Annotated in this window: 15 protein-coding genes; 9 read left to right on the forward strand and 6 right to left on the reverse strand. The window is 63.6% G+C overall.

The annotated features are described in order from the left end of the window. Positions 1 to 54: 54 nt before the first annotated feature. On the forward strand, positions 55 to 1365 hold the full coding sequence (gene tolB, locus GSQ90_RS18745; protein ID WP_158816404.1) for a Tol-Pal system beta propeller repeat protein TolB: 1311 nt from the start codon (positions 55 to 57) through the stop codon (positions 1363 to 1365). A 154-nt stretch (positions 1366 to 1519) separates the two neighbouring features. Continuing rightward, complete coding sequence (locus GSQ90_RS18750) at positions 1520 to 1972, forward strand: cupin domain-containing protein (RefSeq protein ID WP_158816405.1); 453 nt, start codon at positions 1520 to 1522, stop codon at positions 1970 to 1972. An 84-nt stretch (positions 1973 to 2056) separates the two neighbouring features. Here the strand turns inward: GSQ90_RS18750 and GSQ90_RS18755 are convergent, their stop codons facing one another. Continuing rightward, on the reverse strand, positions 2057 to 2977 hold the full coding sequence (locus GSQ90_RS18755) for a hypothetical protein (RefSeq protein ID WP_158816406.1): 921 nt from the start codon (positions 2975 to 2977) through the stop codon (positions 2057 to 2059). 814 nt (positions 2978 to 3791) lie between these two features. Between GSQ90_RS18755 and GSQ90_RS18760 the strand changes: the two genes are divergently transcribed. Together GSQ90_RS18760 and GSQ90_RS18765 are read left to right on the forward strand one after the other, a co-directional pair. Then, positions 3792 to 4922 carry a type III PLP-dependent enzyme gene (locus GSQ90_RS18760; RefSeq protein WP_158816407.1) on the forward strand — a complete coding sequence of 377 codons (1131 nt, stop codon included), beginning with the start codon at positions 3792 to 3794 and terminating at the stop codon, positions 4920 to 4922. 129 nt (positions 4923 to 5051) lie between these two features. After that, positions 5052 to 5666, forward strand: a complete 615-nt coding sequence (locus GSQ90_RS18765; protein ID WP_158816408.1) for a GNAT family N-acetyltransferase — start codon at positions 5052 to 5054, stop codon at positions 5664 to 5666. Between the two features lie 80 nt (positions 5667 to 5746). Here the strand turns inward: GSQ90_RS18765 and GSQ90_RS18770 are convergent, their stop codons facing one another. From GSQ90_RS18770 to GSQ90_RS18780, 3 genes are all read right to left on the reverse strand, one after another. Next, entirely contained in the window at positions 5747 to 6592 is an 846-nt protein-coding gene (locus GSQ90_RS18770; protein WP_158816409.1) for a protein-L-isoaspartate O-methyltransferase, read from the reverse strand. Between the two features lie 94 nt (positions 6593 to 6686). After that, entirely contained in the window at positions 6687 to 7709 is a 1023-nt protein-coding gene (locus tag GSQ90_RS18775) for an LLM class flavin-dependent oxidoreductase (protein WP_158816410.1), read from the reverse strand. A 92-nt stretch (positions 7710 to 7801) separates the two neighbouring features. Continuing rightward, positions 7802 to 8446, reverse strand: a complete 645-nt coding sequence (locus tag GSQ90_RS18780; protein ID WP_158816411.1) for an ABATE domain-containing protein — start codon at positions 8444 to 8446, stop codon at positions 7802 to 7804. 186 nt (positions 8447 to 8632) lie between these two features. On the opposite strand from GSQ90_RS18780, the gene GSQ90_RS18785 reads away from it, so the two are divergent. From GSQ90_RS18785 to GSQ90_RS18795, 3 genes are all read left to right on the forward strand, one after another. Continuing rightward, positions 8633 to 9325 (forward strand): alpha/beta fold hydrolase, encoded by a 693-nt coding sequence (locus GSQ90_RS18785; protein ID WP_158816412.1) that lies wholly within the window; start codon positions 8633 to 8635, stop codon positions 9323 to 9325. A gap of 76 nt (positions 9326 to 9401) precedes the next feature. Further along, positions 9402 to 10247 carry an alpha/beta fold hydrolase gene (locus GSQ90_RS18790; RefSeq protein WP_158816413.1) on the forward strand — a complete coding sequence of 282 codons (846 nt, stop codon included), beginning with the start codon at positions 9402 to 9404 and terminating at the stop codon, positions 10245 to 10247. Between the two features lie 78 nt (positions 10248 to 10325). After that, positions 10326 to 11096 (forward strand): SDR family oxidoreductase, encoded by a 771-nt coding sequence (locus GSQ90_RS18795; RefSeq protein WP_158816414.1) that lies wholly within the window; start codon positions 10326 to 10328, stop codon positions 11094 to 11096. A 53-nt stretch (positions 11097 to 11149) separates the two neighbouring features. On the opposite strand, the gene GSQ90_RS18800 is transcribed toward GSQ90_RS18795, so the two are convergent. Further along, entirely contained in the window at positions 11150 to 12010 is an 861-nt protein-coding gene (locus GSQ90_RS18800) for a dienelactone hydrolase family protein (RefSeq protein WP_158816415.1), read from the reverse strand. Between the two features lie 226 nt (positions 12011 to 12236). On the opposite strand from GSQ90_RS18800, the gene GSQ90_RS18805 reads away from it, so the two are divergent. Both GSQ90_RS18805 and ettA read left to right on the forward strand, forming a co-directional pair. Then, a complete protein-coding gene (locus tag GSQ90_RS18805; protein ID WP_158816416.1) occupies positions 12237 to 13787 on the forward strand; it encodes a tannase/feruloyl esterase family alpha/beta hydrolase in 1551 nt (516 codons plus the stop codon). Positions 13788 to 13941: 154 nt separating this feature from the next. Beyond that, on the forward strand, positions 13942 to 15594 hold the full coding sequence (gene ettA, locus GSQ90_RS18810) for an energy-dependent translational throttle protein EttA (protein WP_158816417.1): 1653 nt from the start codon (positions 13942 to 13944) through the stop codon (positions 15592 to 15594). Between the two features lie 22 nt (positions 15595 to 15616). Here the strand turns inward: ettA and GSQ90_RS18815 are convergent, their stop codons facing one another. Then, positions 15617 to 15877 (reverse strand): BrnA antitoxin family protein, encoded by a 261-nt coding sequence (locus tag GSQ90_RS18815; protein WP_158816418.1) that lies wholly within the window; start codon positions 15875 to 15877, stop codon positions 15617 to 15619. Positions 15878 to 16120: the final 243 nt, after the last annotated feature.

Below are 16120 nucleotides of genomic sequence, written 5' to 3' on the forward strand. Positions count from 1 at the left end.
CCGCCAGCCAAGCTTGCTACGACTAGACCGCCGACAAGAAAGACGCTGAACGCCATGAACAAAAGCATCATCCTGCCGCGCATCGCCGCCGTTATTCTGACCTTGAGCCTGGCGCTGCCGGTCGCCGCGCACGCCGAAGGCGATATTTATGTCCATCCGGGCGCCAATTTTAAGCCGGTGACGATCGCCGTGACGCCGCTGGCGGGCGACGACGGGACGATCAAACTGAGCGATATTCTCACCAATGATTTCGGCCGTTCGATCTTTCTCCAGCCCATCAGCGCGACGAGCTTTCCCGAACAGATCAGCAATCCCGACGTCAGGCCCAATATCGACGCCTGGAAGACCGTCAATGCGCAGTTCGTCGTCACCGGCCGCGTGCGCCATTCGGACAGCGCGCATGTCACCGCCGAATTCCGCCTTTGGGACGTGGCCACCGGCCAACAGGTCGCCGGGCAGCAATATGTGACGGAGGCGGCCAATTCGCGTCGCGTCGCGCATTTGATTGGCGACGCAGTCTTTACGCGCGTCACGGGCGAGACCGGCTTCTTCGATTCCCATGTCGTCTTCGTCGACGAGACCGGCCCCGCCGAAAAACGCCGCAAGCGTCTGGCCATCATGGATATGGACGGCGGCAACGTCCGATATCTGACGCGCGGCGACGACCTCGTGGTCACGCCTCGTTTCTCGCCGTCCGCCCAGCAGATCGCCTATATGTCGTTTGGCAACGCCGATCCAAAAGTTTCGCTGTTGAACATCGAGACCGGCCAGCATGAGGCGGTGGGCAATTTTCCCGGCATGACCTTCTCGCCGCGTTTTTCGCCGGACGGACAGAAAATCGTCATGTCGCTTTCCGAAGGCGCGACATCCAATCTCTATACGATGGATTTGCAAACGCGTACGACGACGCGTCTTACGGATTCGGGCGCCATCGACACCTCCCCGTCCTATTCGCCAGACGGTTCGCAAATCGTCTTCGAATCCGATCGGGGCGGCGCCCAGCAGATTTATGTCATGAGCGCGAGCGGCGGCCCCGCCAAGCGCATTTCGTTCGGCGAAGGGCGCTATTCGACGCCCGTCTGGTCGCCACGGGGCGACACCATCGCCTTCACCCGGCAGAAGGACGGAAACTTCGGCATCGGCGTGATGAAGCCCGATGGCGGCGGCGAGCGCATGCTCACCGACGGCTTCCACAATGAAGGGCCGACCTTCTCGCCCAATGGCCTGTTCGTCATGTTCTTCCGCGATCCTGGCGGCCAGTCTGGCGCGAAGATTTTCATGGCCGATATTTTCGGGCACGGCGAGTTCCAGGTGCCGACGCCGAGCTATGCGTCGGACCCAGCCTGGGGGCCGTTGCTGAAGTGAGCGAGCGGCCGCCGGGCTCATCTCTTGACGAGAGGTCAAAGCGAAACTGACCCCTCGGATTCATAATTCGTCAATCGCAACGTCATTTTAGCGCTCGAATTAAGGGAGCCTAAGGAGAAAGTCGTCTAATCCGGAGATGGAACCGGAGGGCGAAATGCTAAAAAATACAATCGTTCATGCAAATAAAGACGTGAAACTCAAGGTTTCGCCCATCAATCCAGCGTGGATCCTTGAGGGCGAACCTGTCGCGCGCAACGCCGTTCTTTCTCGCAGCGACGACACCACGGCCTGCACCATTTTCTGGGATTGCACCGCCGGCAAATTCAATTGGCATTACGACTTCGACGAGACCGTCCATATCTTGGAAGGCTCGGTGACAGTCAGCAGCGAGAACAGCCCGCCCAAGCGGCTTGAAGCGGGCGATGTGGCGTTTTTTCCGGTCGGCACGAAGGCCCACTGGCATGTGGAGACCTACGTCCGCAAAGTCGCGTTCTGCCGCCGCGTTCTGCCCAGACAAGCCCTGCCGCTCATCCGCGCGGCGCGTTGGGCGCGCGGTCTGCTTCGCAGGCCGACCGGCGCCGCGACGGGATCGCTGATGGAGGCGTGACATCAGCGGACAGACGCCGCGCCGACGCGGCGACCTCAATCCGCGCGGCGAACCGGATGCACAAATAAGGACCGGGAGAGGCGTTCAGCCTCTCCCGTGCTCCGCCAATTCGGCGGGATTGGCCAAACGTACGCCATCGTCCGACCAGACGAAGATTTCGTCCGTAAGCGGATAAGGGAAGGTCGCGTATTCCGCGAGCCGCGCCGCCAATGGCGCCTTGATCGAGCAGTCGACGCTCCAGGCGAGGAAGCGGTCCCGCGACGGCGCGCCGACGAAATATTCCGCGCCAAGTTCTTCGCCCAGCCGCGCCATGAACTTGGGCGCCAACAGTCGCGCCGCGACATAGCCGTCAGGCCCGCCCATGGCGACGAAAAGGCCCGATCCTGCTTGGGGCGCCCGCGGCTCGATTGGAACGTCGCGAGAGATCGCATCGAGATTTTCGATGGCCGCCGCGTGGATCACGTCCGCCGTGACCTTCCATTTGTCGGGATCTCCCTTCGAGACATAGGCCATGGTGTGAGGACTATCGATGACATAGGCGATGCGCGCCTTGAGCGAAAATGGACGGGACAGAAGCGTCAACTTATCGTTCACGCCATTGGCCGCGGCATTGGCGTTGACGATGCGGGCGCGCAAGCGCGTTCGAGCGGCGTCAAAAGTCTCCGGTCGAGCCTCGTCGAAGCCGGACTCCATCTCATCGAAAAACGCCAGGATGCCCGCTTCTCGCCTCGGACCCGTCGCTCCGATCGCGGCTTGATAGAGATTGGCGAGGTAGATTTGATGGCCGTTGACAAGAAGGGCCAAAGAACTGTCGGGCAATTCGAGGCGCCAATTCGGCCGCTCGCGGCGCAAGAGTTCGACCACTTCTCCGCGAAACTCTCCGCTTGCCAGCGGATCGGCTGCGACGGCCGGCACGGGGAGCAGGCCTGCAAGCGCGAACGCCCCGACGCCCGCCGTCAGCATTCGGCGATTCATCGCGATCGAGTTCGGTGAAGCACGACGCATGCTCAATCCCCCCGGCAGGAGCACAGGAGAATATTGCGGTCGCGGACCGTGATTTGCAAGACAGGATCGCCGCATCGCCTAAATCCTCGTTCGCCAATGCGCGCAGACGCCGTGGGCCTCGCTTCCAAATGCGGAGCGGCGACGGCGCGAAACGCGAGATGACGCGCTCATGTCGAGAAGGCGTCAGCCGCGCGACAAGCCCACGGAAATGAACGAAAATTTACGTTTGGGGCGCGAGAAGATGAAGTAAATGTGACGATCTGGAAAAAAATCGGCCGCGATAAAAATAATGCTTGTAAATCGCGCCGATTCGCACAATTACTCCCTTGCCCAATACGCACGTGCCTGTGGTCGTGTGTCGGTCGGTGGGGATCTGGACAAGAGGCCAGTTAACCACCTGTTAAAAAGACCGGCAGCCGGAGGCAAACCGGCGCACCCCGCCAAACGGGGGACGCGACTTGAAGCAACGACGGACCGGGCTTTTTTGGTCTCTGTCGGCCCTCCAAAGGTCGGCTTACCGAAGAGGCTTGTCTATCTTGCCGGGTGTGCGGAAGGGACTCATCCCCTCCAAACGATGGCTGTGAAGCCCAACGGAAGGCTTTTCGCCAGCCGCTGGAACATAGCCACGGCGCAGCATCTGATCGGACGTTTGACGCGCGGCGGCTCTCCAGCCCTCGGCGCGAAAAGGCGACCGTTCACGATGGCGGGTCAACGCTGACGGAACGCGTCTCCAACGCGCGTCTGGCAGTCGTATCGCCATCGATCCTTTCACCTTGCCTAGCGTGGAGAAATCCATGCGACGGGGGATGCCGCTATGACGGATCGCATCATGAATTTCCTGGCGAACAATCGCGAGGACGGGCCGCGCCTGGTCGTCGATCTCGACGTCGTGCGCGAGAACTATTACGGCTTCGCCAAGGCGCTGCCGGACACGCGCGTGTTCTATGCCGTCAAGGCTAATCCCGCGCCCGAAATCCTTGATCTCTTGGCCCGGCTCGGCTCGTGCTTCGACACGGCCTCGGTCGTCGAGATCGAGCAGGCGATGGCCGCCGGCGCGACGCCCGACCGCATCAGCTTTGGCAATACGATCAAGAAGGAGAAGGATATCGCGCGCGCCTATGCGCTCGGCATCCGCCTCTTCGCAGTCGATTGCGAAGCCGAGGTCGAGAAGATCGCGCGCGCCGCGCCGGGCGCGAAAGTGTTCTGCCGCATCCTTTGCGACGGCGCCGGCGCGGAATGGCCGCTGTCGCGCAAGTTCGGCTGCGCGCCCGCCATGGCGGGCCGCGTGATGGAGCACGCCCATCGGCTCGGCCTCGTCGCCCATGGCCTGTCGTTCCATGTCGGGTCGCAGCAGCGCAACCCGCGCATGTGGGATGGCGCGCTGAAGGCTTCAGCCCAGATATTCAAAGATCTCGGCGAGAAGGGGATCAACCTGGGCATGATCAACCTGGGCGGCGGCTTCCCGACCAAATACCTCAAAGAGGTTCCGGGCGTGAAGACCTATGGCCAGGCGATCTTCCGCGCCTTGCGCAAGCATTTCGGCAACCGCATTCCCGAGACGATCATCGAGCCGGGCCGCGGCATGGTCGGCAATGCCGGCGTCATCGAGGCGGAGGTCGTGCTCATCTCGAAGAAGTCGGACGAGGACGCGCAGCGATGGGTCTATCTCGATATCGGCAAGTTCAACGGCCTCGCCGAGACGATGGACGAGATGATCCGCTATCCCATCCGAACCGGCTATGACGACGACGCGATGACCCCTTGCGTCATTGCCGGCCCGAGCTGCGATTCGGTCGACGTGCTCTACGAGAAGGAGCCCTACCTCCTTCCCGTCAGTCTTGAGATCGGCGCCAAAGTGCTGATCGAGGGAACGGGCGCCTACACGACGACCTATTCCGCCGTCGGCTTCAACGGCTTTCCGCCGCTGAAATCCTATGTGATCTGAGGCTCGCCCCTCAAAGACCCAGGGCCCCGCCCCGGCTTCCTTCATCACCCATCCTTGTCCCGAACGGCCGGCAGACTCGTATCTGCTGGCGCGAGGGTCGTCATGCGCACCTTCCTCCTGGAGGCTCCGATGACCTTGTTGTCCAATGCCGTTCTCTCCGCCGTCGCCGCTGCGCCCGCCGGTCTTGCGATTTCGCGCGCCCCGGAAATCCGTATTTCGCAGGAGAGCCCATTCGACGCCGCCGCCAGAGAGGCGCTGCTCGATGAAGCGTTCGGCCCCGCCCGCGACGCCAAGACGAGCGCGCGTCTGCGCGAGGGCCGCCTGCCCGCCGAAGGCCTCGCGCTGGTCGCCAGGGACCACGGCGAACTCGTTGGCACGCTGCGCTGCTGGCCTGTCCAGGCGGGCGGCCACGCAGCCCTGTTGCTTGGCCCGCTGGCGGTCGCCAAATCCCATCGCTCGCTCGGCATCGGGGCCAAGCTGATGCGCGAGGCCTTGTGGCGCGCCGCGATGCTCGGCCATAAAGCCGTGCTGCTGGTCGGCGACGCGCCCTATTATGCGCGCTTCGGCTTCGAAGCCTCGCTCACCGCCGGACTCGATCTGCCCGGCCCCGTCGATCGCGCCCGTTTCCTCGCCTTCGAGATCGAGGATGGCGCGCTTGACGGAGCCAAAGGCATGGTCATCGCGACCGGCGAGCGGAGGGCGCTCCGACGACGCGCCCAGCAAGCCCTGAAGCAGGCGGCCTGAACCGTAGCGCCCCTTCTCCCGCGAAGCGCGAGAAGGGGCGCGCGGCGGAAACGGGCGCGCCCTGCCCCATCAAAGCTCCATCAGTCCGGCAAATCCTGGTGGCCGCCCGCCAGCGGCACGAAGGGAATGATCATGCCGCCAAAAATGTCCGACCGCGTCACCGTGAAGGCGCCGTCGGCGCCGAGCGTCTTGACCGCCTTCAACACGTGCTGGGCGCCGGGCGGTCCGACCGGAATGACCATGATGCCGCCCGGCTTCAACTGTTGCAGCAGCGGCGGCGGGATGTGGTCGATGCCGCAGGTGACGATGATCTTATCGAAGGGCGCCGCCTCCTCCCAGCCATTGTAGCCGTCAGCGCTGCGCGTCGCGATATCGGCATATTCGCGATAGCCCCTGGCGATCAGCGCGTCATAGATTCCACGCGTGCGCGCGGCGAGTTCAGGAATGATTTCAATCGACCTGAGCTTGCTCGTCAGATAGCTCAGCAACGCCGACTGATAGCCCGAACCCGTGCCGATTTCGAGAATATTGTCGCTGGCGCGAACGCCGAGCGCGCTCGTCATGCGCCCGACGACGCCGGGCGGCGTGATCGAGACGCCAAAGCCGATATCGAGATAATGTCCGACATAAGCTTGCGCGCGATCTTCGGGCAGGACGAATTCCTCGCGCGGCGTCATCAGGAAGGCGCGCTTGTCGGCCGGGCTCCAGAGATCGCCAATGCTAAGGAGCTGCTGATAGCGGTCGTAGCGCTCGCCAAGCCGGGCTGCGTCCTCGCCGCGATTGACGATCATCCAGTTGACGAAGTCGACTTTATTCGCCATCGGCAGCAACAAATCGCGCCGGAACGGATTTGGCGCATCAGCGCGAGCGGGCCACGCCGCAAGGACGCCGGCCGCGCCGCCAAGGAGAAACTCGCGTCTGAGCATGACAAGGCCTCCCGTGTCAGGTCGGGCGCCTGGTTCCCCAAGCGCAAGCGCGAAGACGAAGCCTACACTGCGCCTCCTCTGCGGCGGCAAAAAGTCAGCGCCAATTGAGGGCGGGCGCGACATGGGTGAGAATCGCCTCGATAACATGGGCGTTGTAGGCGACGCCCAGTTGATTGGGGACCGTCAGGAGCAACGTGTCGGCCTCGGCGATGGCCTCGTCCTTCCTGAGCTGTTCAACCAGGACGTCCGGCTCAGCGGCATAGCTACGGCCGAAGATGGCTCGCGTCTTCTCGTCGATAAGGCCGACCTGGTCCTCTTCCTCGCGCCCGCGCCCGAAATAGGCGCGATCGCGATCGTCCACTAGCGCGAAAATGCTGCGGCTGACCGAGACGCGCGGTTCGCGCGCATGGCCGGCCTCCTTCCAAGCGGCGCGGTAGGCGCGGATCTGGGCGGCCTGTTGGATGTGGAAGGGCTCGCCGGTCTCGTCGTCCTTGAGCGTCGAGCTTTGCAGGTTCAGCCCGAGCTTAGCCGCCCAAACCGCCGTGGCGTTGGAGCCGGCGCCCCACCAGATCCGGTCGCGCAGGCCCGCCGCATGAGGCTCAAGGCGCAGCAGGCCCGGCGGATTTGGGAACATCGGCCGCGGGTTTGGCTGCGCGAAGCCCTCGCCGCGCAACACGTCAAGGAACACCGTCGCATGGCGCCGGCCCATATCGGCGTCGCTCTCCCCCTCGGCCGGCCCGTAGCCGAAATAGCGCCACCCGTCGATCACCTGCTCGGGCGAGCCGCGGCTGATCCCAAGCTGCAGGCGCCCGCCGGCGATGAGGTCGGCCGCGCCCGCATCCTCAGCCATGTAAAGCGGGTTCTCGTAACGCATATCGATGACCGCCGTGCCGATCTCGATGCGGCTGGTCTTCGCGCCCACGGCCGCCAGAAGCGGGAACGGCGAAGCGAGCTGGCGGGCGAAGTGGTGGACGCGGAAATAGGCCCCATCCGCGCCCAGCGCCTCCGCCGCGACGGCCAGCTCGATGGATTGCAGAAGCGCATCGGCGGCTGTGCGCGTCTGCGACTGCGGCGAGGGGGTCCAATGCCCGAACGAGAGGAAGCCAATCTTTTTCATATGGACGCAGCTTACCGATGTTCCCGATCTAAGTCAGCAGGATAGGCATGGCTGGATCGGCCATTTGGCGCCGGCCAACATTTGCGGTCCATTCAGAAGCCTGAATCTTCGAGCTGAACACGATGCGCCTTCGCACGATGGCGATGCGCCGCCTGCTTCGCGCGGTTCCCACATAGCGCCATGCTGCACCACCGCCGTGCGTGGCCGCGCGTGTGGTCGGCGAAGAGCAGCGTGCAAGCGGGGCCCTCGCAGGCTTTGATGTGTGAAAAGTCTTCCGTACAGATGAGTTGCGCCAGCGCCTCCCCGATGGGGAGCAGAAGGGCCTCAGGGGTCCGCCACCTGCGGGCCATCAGAAGCTCGAAAGGCTCGCTGCCGCCCCCAAACTGAGGAACGATTCGGCTAAAAGACTCATCGCGTTCCAGCAGACGGTTCAGCGGCTCGAATTGTACAAGATCCCCCGCCGCCAAAGCGCGCCCCTTGTGCTCGCGCACAAAACCTCTGAACCACTCGCGCAGGCTCCTGGCCTGATCCGCCACTTTGTCGAGTTCGCCGGGAAGGGCGTGAGCCCGAATGCTCGTGAGCGCATCGACCGAGACGAGCCGCGCTTGCTCGAGCCAGCTCGCGAATCCTTCGCCGTCGTCGATCCAGTCGATGGGCGCATCGACCGGCGTCGCAATCGAATTGAGGAAATCCAACCCCGGCGCATCGCCGACAAAGATCGCAGGTGGGCGGGCCATCACATCTCCAATTCCGCGCCCGCCGGCCTTCCACCCGAGCGTCAGTATGTGAACACGCGTCTGTGAACACGCACGATCCATAACCCCTCCGAGGCATATTGACAAGTTACGAATAACTATAGTAACCGTTCTAATATCGTTAATTAGGTTACTAAGATTTCACTTCCGTCCAGAAGGAGAGCGGCGATGCCCTCGAATGCAGTAAACGTTGTGCTGGCGCACGGGGCTTGGGCCGATGGATCGAGCTGGGCGAAGATCATTGGGCCGCTCGCGGCCGACGGCATCAAGACGGCGGCGGCGCCGCTGCCGCTGACGTCTTTCAGCGATGACGTGGCGGCGCTTGATCGAACCCTCGAGCGCGCGACGGGGCTGGTCGTTCTCGTCGGACACGCCTATGCGGGAGCGGTGATCGCGGCGACGCGCAGCGAAAAGGTGAAGGCGCTCGTCTATGTCGCCGCGCTCGCGCCGGACGAAGGCGAGACGGTTGCGGATGTCTTCTACCGGACCGACCCGCATCCGCAGGCGCCCAAGCTCGCGCCGGATGCGCACGGTCTGATCTATCTGCCCGAAGCGGCCTTCGCCGCCGCCTTCGCACAGAACGCCAGCGCCGAGGAACTGCGCGTGCTGGCGGCGGTCCAGCGGCCGATCTCGCCCGCCTGCATCACCGTCGCGGTGGAGCGGCCGCTGTGGAAGGACCGGCCGGCCTGGTTCCTGGTGGCCGAGCAGGACCGTATGATCGTTCCTGAAACCCAGCGGTTCATGGCCGAGCGCATGAAGGCCCGGACGCGCGCGCATCCGGTCGACCACACGCCGCTCGTCACCGCGTCGTCTTTCGTCCTGGACATCATTCGCGAGGCGGTTGCCTACGTAGCGGGCTGACTGCGGTGTTCCTGCGGAATCTTATAACCTCTCTGAGTAAAATAAAAGGGTTACAACCTAACCAAGGAGAACCGCCATGACCGCCATCGCCTATCGCACCGCCAATGCAGACGGCCACACCATCTTCTACCGCGAAGCCGGCGCCCCTAACGCCCCAAAACTGTTGCTGCTGCATGGCTTCCCAAGCTCAAGCCACATGTTCCGCGATCTCATCCCCCTGCTAGCCGACCGCTTCCACATCGTCGCCCCCGACCTGCCGGGTTTTGGCAAATCGGATGCGCCGCAGGGCAGCGCCACCTTCGACCGGGTCGCCGACACGATCGACCGCTTCACCGAGGTGATCGGCTTCGACCGCTACGCTGTCTATGTCTTCGATTACGGCGCGCCGACCGGATTCCGGCTTGCGGTGAAGCATCCGGAGCGGATCACGGCAATCATTTCCCAGAACGGCAACGCCTATGAGGAGGGACTGAGCGACGGCTGGACCCCGATCCGGGCCTATTGGCAGGACGCTTCGCCGGCCAACCGCGAAGCCCTGCGCGCCTTCCTGAAGCCCGAGACGACGATCTGGCAATATACGCACGGCGTTCCCGATGTGACACGCGTCTCGCCGGACGGCTACTCGCTCGACAATTTCTACCTGGCCCGGCCTGGCGCCGACGAGGTGCAACTCGACCTGATGGGCGACTACAAGAGCAATGTCGCGCTCTACCCGACCTTCCAGAACTACTTTCGCACCCGCAAACCGCCGTTCCTCGCTGTGTGGGGCAAGAACGATCCGTTCTTCCTGCCGCCGGGCGCCGAGGCGTTCAAGCGCGATATTCCCGATGCAATGGTGCGCTTCTTCGACACCGGCCATTTCGCGCTGGAGACCCATGCCATGGAGATCGCGGCGGCCATCCGCGACTTCCTGCCCAGTTGACCCGCAACCGCTCGCCCGTCCCCTGCCGCGACGAGCGGGGACGGACGACATTCATCATCAAATTCGAGGAGAACTAAGATGCCCAAGTCAGTCGCCATCGTCACAGGAGCCAGCCAAGGCATCGGCGAGGCCACCGCCATTCGCCTCGCGCGCGACTTCTCAGCGCTGGTCCTGGTCGCGCGGAACCAAGCCAATCTGGAACAGACAGCGGCAGCGGTCAGAGCCGGCGGCGCGCAAGCACTGGTCATCGGCGCCGACTTGTCGGAGCCGGCTGCGGCGCAGAGCGTGGTGGACCAGACGCTTGCCGCGTTCGGCCGGATCGACGCGCTGCTCAACATCGCGGGCGCGGTGCCGCAGATCGACCTGTTCGAAATGACCGACGCGCAATGGGAAGGCGGCCTCGCATTGAAGCTGCACGGCGCCCGCCGCCTAACGATCGCCGCCTGGCCGGCGCTGAAGGCGGCGAAGGGCGCCGTGGTGCTGATGTCCGGCAATTCCGCCTTATTCCCGAAGGCGTCCTATGCCGCCGTTGGCACGATCAACGCCGCGATCGTCGCCCTGGCCAAGGCCTTCTCCGATCGCGGCATCGCCGACGGCGTGCAGGTCAACAGCGTCCTGCCCGGCCCGGTGATGACCGGCCGCCGTCAGTCTTATCTCGAGCACTGGGCGCCCCTGCACAATATGACTGCGGCGGAGGCGACGGCCAACTTCCCGAAAGAGGCCGGCATCGCCCGCTATGGCGAGCCGGAGGAAATCGCCGAGGCGATGGCCTTCCTCGTTTCGCCCGGCGCCCGTTGGATGACCGGCTCGACGCTGCGTATGGATGGCGGCGAGGTGAAGTCGATCTGAACGATGAAGTGGTTTGGGAGCGCCGTCGCGCTTCTTTGAGCGCGCGGCGCTCCCTATCGCGCGAGCCTCGCGCCAAGAAAATCGCGCATCTCGGACTTCGATCGTTCGTCCGCGTCGGCGTCATATTGCAGCCACATCCCAAGCAGCCGCTTGCCGGCGACCAATCCGGGATCGTCAAACAAATGGTGGGCGCCGGGATAGACGACGAGTTTGAAATCGAGCCCGAGGTCCGGCTGATTGCGCGCCAGCCGCTCACAATCACCCGCGGGTGTGACCTGGTCCGATCCGCCGATCAGAATGAGCGTCGGGATTTTCATCCTGACATCCGCTTGATTGGCGCAAGGCGGATAGAAGGCCGCCGCGACTTTGAAATTCAGATCGCGCGGGATGGCGAAAGCGGCGGCGAAGCGAGCCGAGGCGATCTGAAGAGCCGTGTCGGCGCCTTGCGAATAGCCGACGGCAGCGATCCGTTTCGGATCGACATCGGGGCGCCTTGAAAGAAAAGCCAAGGCGCCGAACGCGTCCGCTATTCCTTCGCCAAAGTCCGTCGCGCAGGTGTCCCGGATGCCCCGTATCGTGAAATCATCGACGAACAGCGCGACATAGCCCCAGCCTGCGAACATGTCGGCGATCGCTCTCCTGTTCGCGGGAAGACCGAGGCAGGAATGCAGCAGGACGATCGCCGGAAAGGGACCGGCGCCGTTGGGCCTGCTCAAATAGCCCTGAATGGGCGCGCCGCGCTTGTGCGCATGGATTTCGGCGCTGTCGCGCGCAACAGGCTCCTCGCCTTGATCGGGCCGGGCGGCGGCGCTGTTGAATTTCACCAGCTCTTCGGCCCTGGCGAGCGAGGGATGGGCGAACGCGAGCCCCGACAGCGCCGCAACGATAAGACATCTGCAAACGGACGTGCGCATGGCGCTCACCCCTATCGATGCTCCGCGGGCGTTTGCGTCTTGGTGGAAAGCGAACATCGCTGCGTCGCGCCAGCTTTAGCAAATATGTCGTCGGCGCGACAATGCGATGGATCGCCGAGGCAGGATCCGAGTCTTTTTCTCGCCACAGAGCCATGTTGTCCTCCGACAATGATGCGGTCTGAGCGCGCGCCGCCCGACCGAGAGATCAACACAGGGAGGGGACGTCATGCGACGCACGGATTCTGCGACAAGGATTGCATTCGCCGCTGTTGCGACACTCTCCTTCGCGGGCGCCGCCGCCGCGGCAAGTTGCGAGGGACTCGCTGGCAAAACCTTCGGCGACGCCTCGATCACCGCGGCGACCTCGGTCACGCCGCCCTTCAGCGTGATGTCGGTGGATCCGCCGGCGCCGGTCGCGGTGAACGCGCCGTTCTGCCGCGTGCAAGGCGTTCTGAAACCTTCTGCCGATTCCGATATCAAATTCGAAGTCTGGCTGCCGCCGGCGACGGCATGGAACGGCAAATACCAGGGCGTCGGCAATGGCGGCTTCGCGGGCTCGTTGATCTATGGCTCGATGGTCTGGGCGCTCGAGGCGGGCTATGCCGTGTCAGGCGCCGACACCGGCCATTCCGGTGGCTCGCTGGATTCGGCATGGGCGCTGGGCCATCCCGAGAAGATCAAGGATTTCGGCTGGCGCGCCATTCACGAGACCGCCTCGGCGTCCAAAGCGATCGTCGAAGCCTATTATGAGAAGGCGCCGACCCATTCCTATTTCAGCGGCTGTTCGGACGGCGGCCGCGAAGCGTTGCTGGAAGCCCAGCGTTTCCCCAAAGACTATGACGGAATCGTCGCCGGCGCGCCGGCCAATGCCTGGACCAAGCTGATGAGCGCCGCGATGTGGGACGAGCAGGCGATGGTCGCCGAGCCGGGCGGCTGGCTGTCGCCCGAAAAACTCAGCACCGTCAGCAAGGTGGCGGTGGCGGCGTGCCATGGCGAGAACGGCGTGATCGGCGATCCCGGCAAATGCGGCTTCGATCCGTCGAGCCTGCTGTGCAAGGGCGGCCCATCGGACGCGTGCCTGACAGCGCCGGAACTCACAACGCTGCGCAAGATTTATTCGGGGCCGCAGGACGCCGCCGGCAAGTCGACATTCCCCGGATTCACGCCCGGCGGCGAGGCGGGGCCATCGGCCTGGAGCCTGTGGATCACCGGCGCCGAGCCCAAACGCGGCGAGGGATCGCTCATCTATATCTTCGGAACCGGCTTCTTCGGCAATATGGTCTATGACAAGCCGGATTGGGATTTTAAGAGCCTGGACATCGCCAAAGGCCTCGCGGACGCCAATGCGAAGACTGGCGAAGCGCTCAATGCGACGCAGACGGATCTCAGCGCTTTCAAGGCGGCGGGCGGCAAACTGCTCCAATATCACGGCTGGAACGACTCGGCGATCCCGCCGGTCAATTCGATCAACTATTATGAATCGGTCGGCGCCAAGATGGGCGGCCTCGACAGCATCCAGTCCTTCTATCGGCTGTTCATGGCGCCCGGCATGGAGCATTGCGGCGGCGGCCCGGGCCCCAGCGCCGTTGGCGGCGTCTTCGGGCCGCCCTCACCCAGCCGCGACCCCGCGCATGATGTGGTCTCAGCGCTCGCCCATTGGGTCGAGGACGGCGCCGCGCCGACCGAGATCACAGCGACGCAATATCGCGACAACGACCCGGCCAAGGGCGTCGCCGCGCAACGCGCCTGGCGCGCCTATCCGGCGGTCGCGCCTTAAGCTGCGCTAGAACTAACCAGACTGCAACGACGCCGACAGCGGATCTGTCGGCGCGTCAGAGTGCGTGTGCGTCGGGGCCCGCTTGTTTCCCCCGCCCGCCCCTGCTACCACCCGGCCAATCCCATTCCTAAGGTTTGCAAGGACGGCACGGCGCATGGCGCAGCAATTCGTTTATCACATGAAGGGCCTCACCAAGACTTGGCCGGGCGGCAAGAAGGTGCTCGAAAACGTGCATCTGTCTTTCTACCCCACCGCCAAGATCGGCGTGCTCGGCGTCAACGGTTCGGGCAAGTCGACGCTGCTGCGCATCATGGCGGGCATCGACACGGAATTTAACGGCGAAGGCTTCATCGCCGAGGGCGCGCGCGTCGGCTATCTCCCGCAGGAGCCCCATCTCGATCCCGATCTGGGCGTGCGCGGCAATGTGATGCTGGGCGTCGCGGAAAAGCAGGCCATTCTCGATCGCTACAACGAACTGGCGATGAATTATTCCGACGAGACGGCCGACGAAATGACGCGGCTGCAGGACGAGATCGAGTCGCAGGGTCTTTGGGACCTCGACAGCCAGGTCGAACAGGCGATGGACGCGCTCGGCTGCCCGCCCGACGAAGCCGATGTCGACAGCCTGTCGGGCGGCGAACGGCGCCGCATTGCGCTCTGCCGGCTGCTGCTGGAAAAGCCCGAGATGCTGCTGCTCGACGAGCCCACGAACCATCTCGACGCTGAGACGGTGAACTGGCTCGAAGGGCATTTGCGCCAATATCCCGGCGCCATCCTGATCGTCACCCACGATCGCTACTTCCTCGACAATGTCACCGGCTGGATTCTCGAACTCGATCGCGGCCGCGGCATTCCCTATGAGGGCAATTATTCGTCCTGGCTGAAGCAGAAACAGAAGCGCCTCGCGCAGGAAGGCCGCGAAGAAGAATCGCGCCAGCGCGCTTTGGAGGCCGAAAGCGAGTGGATCGCCTCCTCGCCCAAGGCCCGCCAGACCAAATCGAAAGCGCGCATCCAGGCCTATGAGGAGCTCGTTCAAAAGCAGAACGACAAAGCGCCGACGACCGCGCAGATCATCATTCCGGTCGCCGAGCGGCTCGGCAATAATGTCATTGATTTCGAAGAGCTCTCGAAGGGCTTCGGCGACACACTGCTGATCGACAAGCTCTCGTTCCGCCTGCCGCCCGGCGGCATCGTCGGCGTGATCGGTCCCAACGGCGCGGGCAAGACCACTTTGTTCCGCATGATCACCGGGCAGGAAAAACCGGACAGCGGTTCGATCAAGATCGGCGAATCCGTTCAGCTCGGCTATGTCGACCAGTCGCGCGACGCGCTCAACGACAAGAAGAACGTCTGGGAGGAAATCTCCGGCGGCCAGGACATCATTTATCTCGGCAAGCGCGAAATCAATTCGCGCGCCTATTGCTCGACCTTTAACTTCAAGGGCTCGGACCAGCAAAAGAAAGTCGGCATGCTGTCAGGCGGCGAGCGCAACCGTGTGCATCTGGCCAAAATGCTCAAAGGCGGCGCCAATCTGCTGCTGCTCGACGAGCCGACCAACGACCTCGACGTCGACACCTTGCGCGCGCTAGAAGACGCTTTGCTCGATTTTGCCGGCTGCGCCGTCATCATCTCGCATGATCGCTTCTTCCTCGACCGCATCGCCACCCACATCCTCGCCTTCGAGGGCGACAGTCATGTCGAATGGTTCGAGGGCAATTTCGCCGATTACGAAGAAGACAAGAAGCGGCGGCTGGGGCTCGACAGCGTGATCCCGCATCGGCTGAAGTACAAGAAGTTTTCGCGGTAGCAGTAAAAAAGCGGCGGCCGCCTCACCCCACCTTCTCGCTGAGCCACATTTTGATCAGCGACTGATAGGGCACGTCGCGCTTGTTGGCGGCGATTTTGATCTCGTCGAGCAATCTGACGGGCAGACGCAACGAGATCGCCGTTTTGCTCGGCTGCAGGTTCGGCAGCCGCGCGGGCTTTGCCCGGCTCCAGTCGAGAGGACCCGCGGAGTCCGTGCGCTCCCAATAGGCGCGCTCCTCCGCCTCGTCAGCGAAGGAGGGGATAGTCTTACGCGCCTTTTTCATAAGCGGACCTTTCCTTGGCGCACATGTCGCGCGCCGAATATACCCGCCTGTCAATGCGTAGAACAGAGCATGCCCGAGTTCACTTCCTATAAGAGGATCAACCAGGGCGGAATTGTCCATTGTTTGCATGGCGGAGCGGCGCGCGGGAGGAATTCGCAGTCAATCGGGATAGGGGGGCGTCTTGCGACGCCGCCCCTCCCACACCACCGGGCGTACGGGTCCGTACCACGGCGGTTCGGCGGA

The organism is Methylocapsa sp. S129 (assembly GCF_009765995.1).
GTDB lineage: Bacteria > Pseudomonadota > Alphaproteobacteria > Rhizobiales > Beijerinckiaceae > Roseiarcus.

What these genes read in the sequence shown, in the direction of transcription:
- tolB (WP_158816404.1), top strand. Translation starts at nt 55, where the DNA reads ATGAACAAAAGCATCATCCTGCCGCGCATCGCCGCCGTTATTCTGACC.
- GSQ90_RS18750 (WP_158816405.1), top strand. Translation starts at nt 1,520, where the DNA reads ATGCTAAAAAATACAATCGTTCATGCAAATAAAGACGTGAAACTCAAG.
- GSQ90_RS18755 (WP_158816406.1), bottom strand. Translation starts at nt 2,977, where the DNA reads ATGCGTCGTGCTTCACCGAACTCGATCGCGATGAATCGCCGAATGCTG.
- GSQ90_RS18760 (WP_158816407.1), top strand. Translation starts at nt 3,792, where the DNA reads ATGACGGATCGCATCATGAATTTCCTGGCGAACAATCGCGAGGACGGG.
- GSQ90_RS18765 (WP_158816408.1), top strand. Translation starts at nt 5,052, where the DNA reads ATGACCTTGTTGTCCAATGCCGTTCTCTCCGCCGTCGCCGCTGCGCCC.
- GSQ90_RS18770 (WP_158816409.1), bottom strand. Translation starts at nt 6,592, where the DNA reads ATGCTCAGACGCGAGTTTCTCCTTGGCGGCGCGGCCGGCGTCCTTGCG.
- GSQ90_RS18775 (WP_158816410.1), bottom strand. Translation starts at nt 7,709, where the DNA reads ATGAAAAAGATTGGCTTCCTCTCGTTCGGGCATTGGACCCCCTCGCCG.
- GSQ90_RS18780 (WP_158816411.1), bottom strand. Translation starts at nt 8,446, where the DNA reads ATGGCCCGCCCACCTGCGATCTTTGTCGGCGATGCGCCGGGGTTGGAT.
- GSQ90_RS18785 (WP_158816412.1), top strand. Translation starts at nt 8,633, where the DNA reads ATGCCCTCGAATGCAGTAAACGTTGTGCTGGCGCACGGGGCTTGGGCC.
- GSQ90_RS18790 (WP_158816413.1), top strand. Translation starts at nt 9,402, where the DNA reads ATGACCGCCATCGCCTATCGCACCGCCAATGCAGACGGCCACACCATC.
- GSQ90_RS18795 (WP_158816414.1), top strand. Translation starts at nt 10,326, where the DNA reads ATGCCCAAGTCAGTCGCCATCGTCACAGGAGCCAGCCAAGGCATCGGC.
- GSQ90_RS18800 (WP_158816415.1), bottom strand. Translation starts at nt 12,010, where the DNA reads ATGCGCACGTCCGTTTGCAGATGTCTTATCGTTGCGGCGCTGTCGGGG.
- GSQ90_RS18805 (WP_158816416.1), top strand. Translation starts at nt 12,237, where the DNA reads ATGCGACGCACGGATTCTGCGACAAGGATTGCATTCGCCGCTGTTGCG.
- ettA (WP_158816417.1), top strand. Translation starts at nt 13,942, where the DNA reads ATGGCGCAGCAATTCGTTTATCACATGAAGGGCCTCACCAAGACTTGG.
- GSQ90_RS18815 (WP_158816418.1), bottom strand. Translation starts at nt 15,877, where the DNA reads ATGAAAAAGGCGCGTAAGACTATCCCCTCCTTCGCTGACGAGGCGGAG.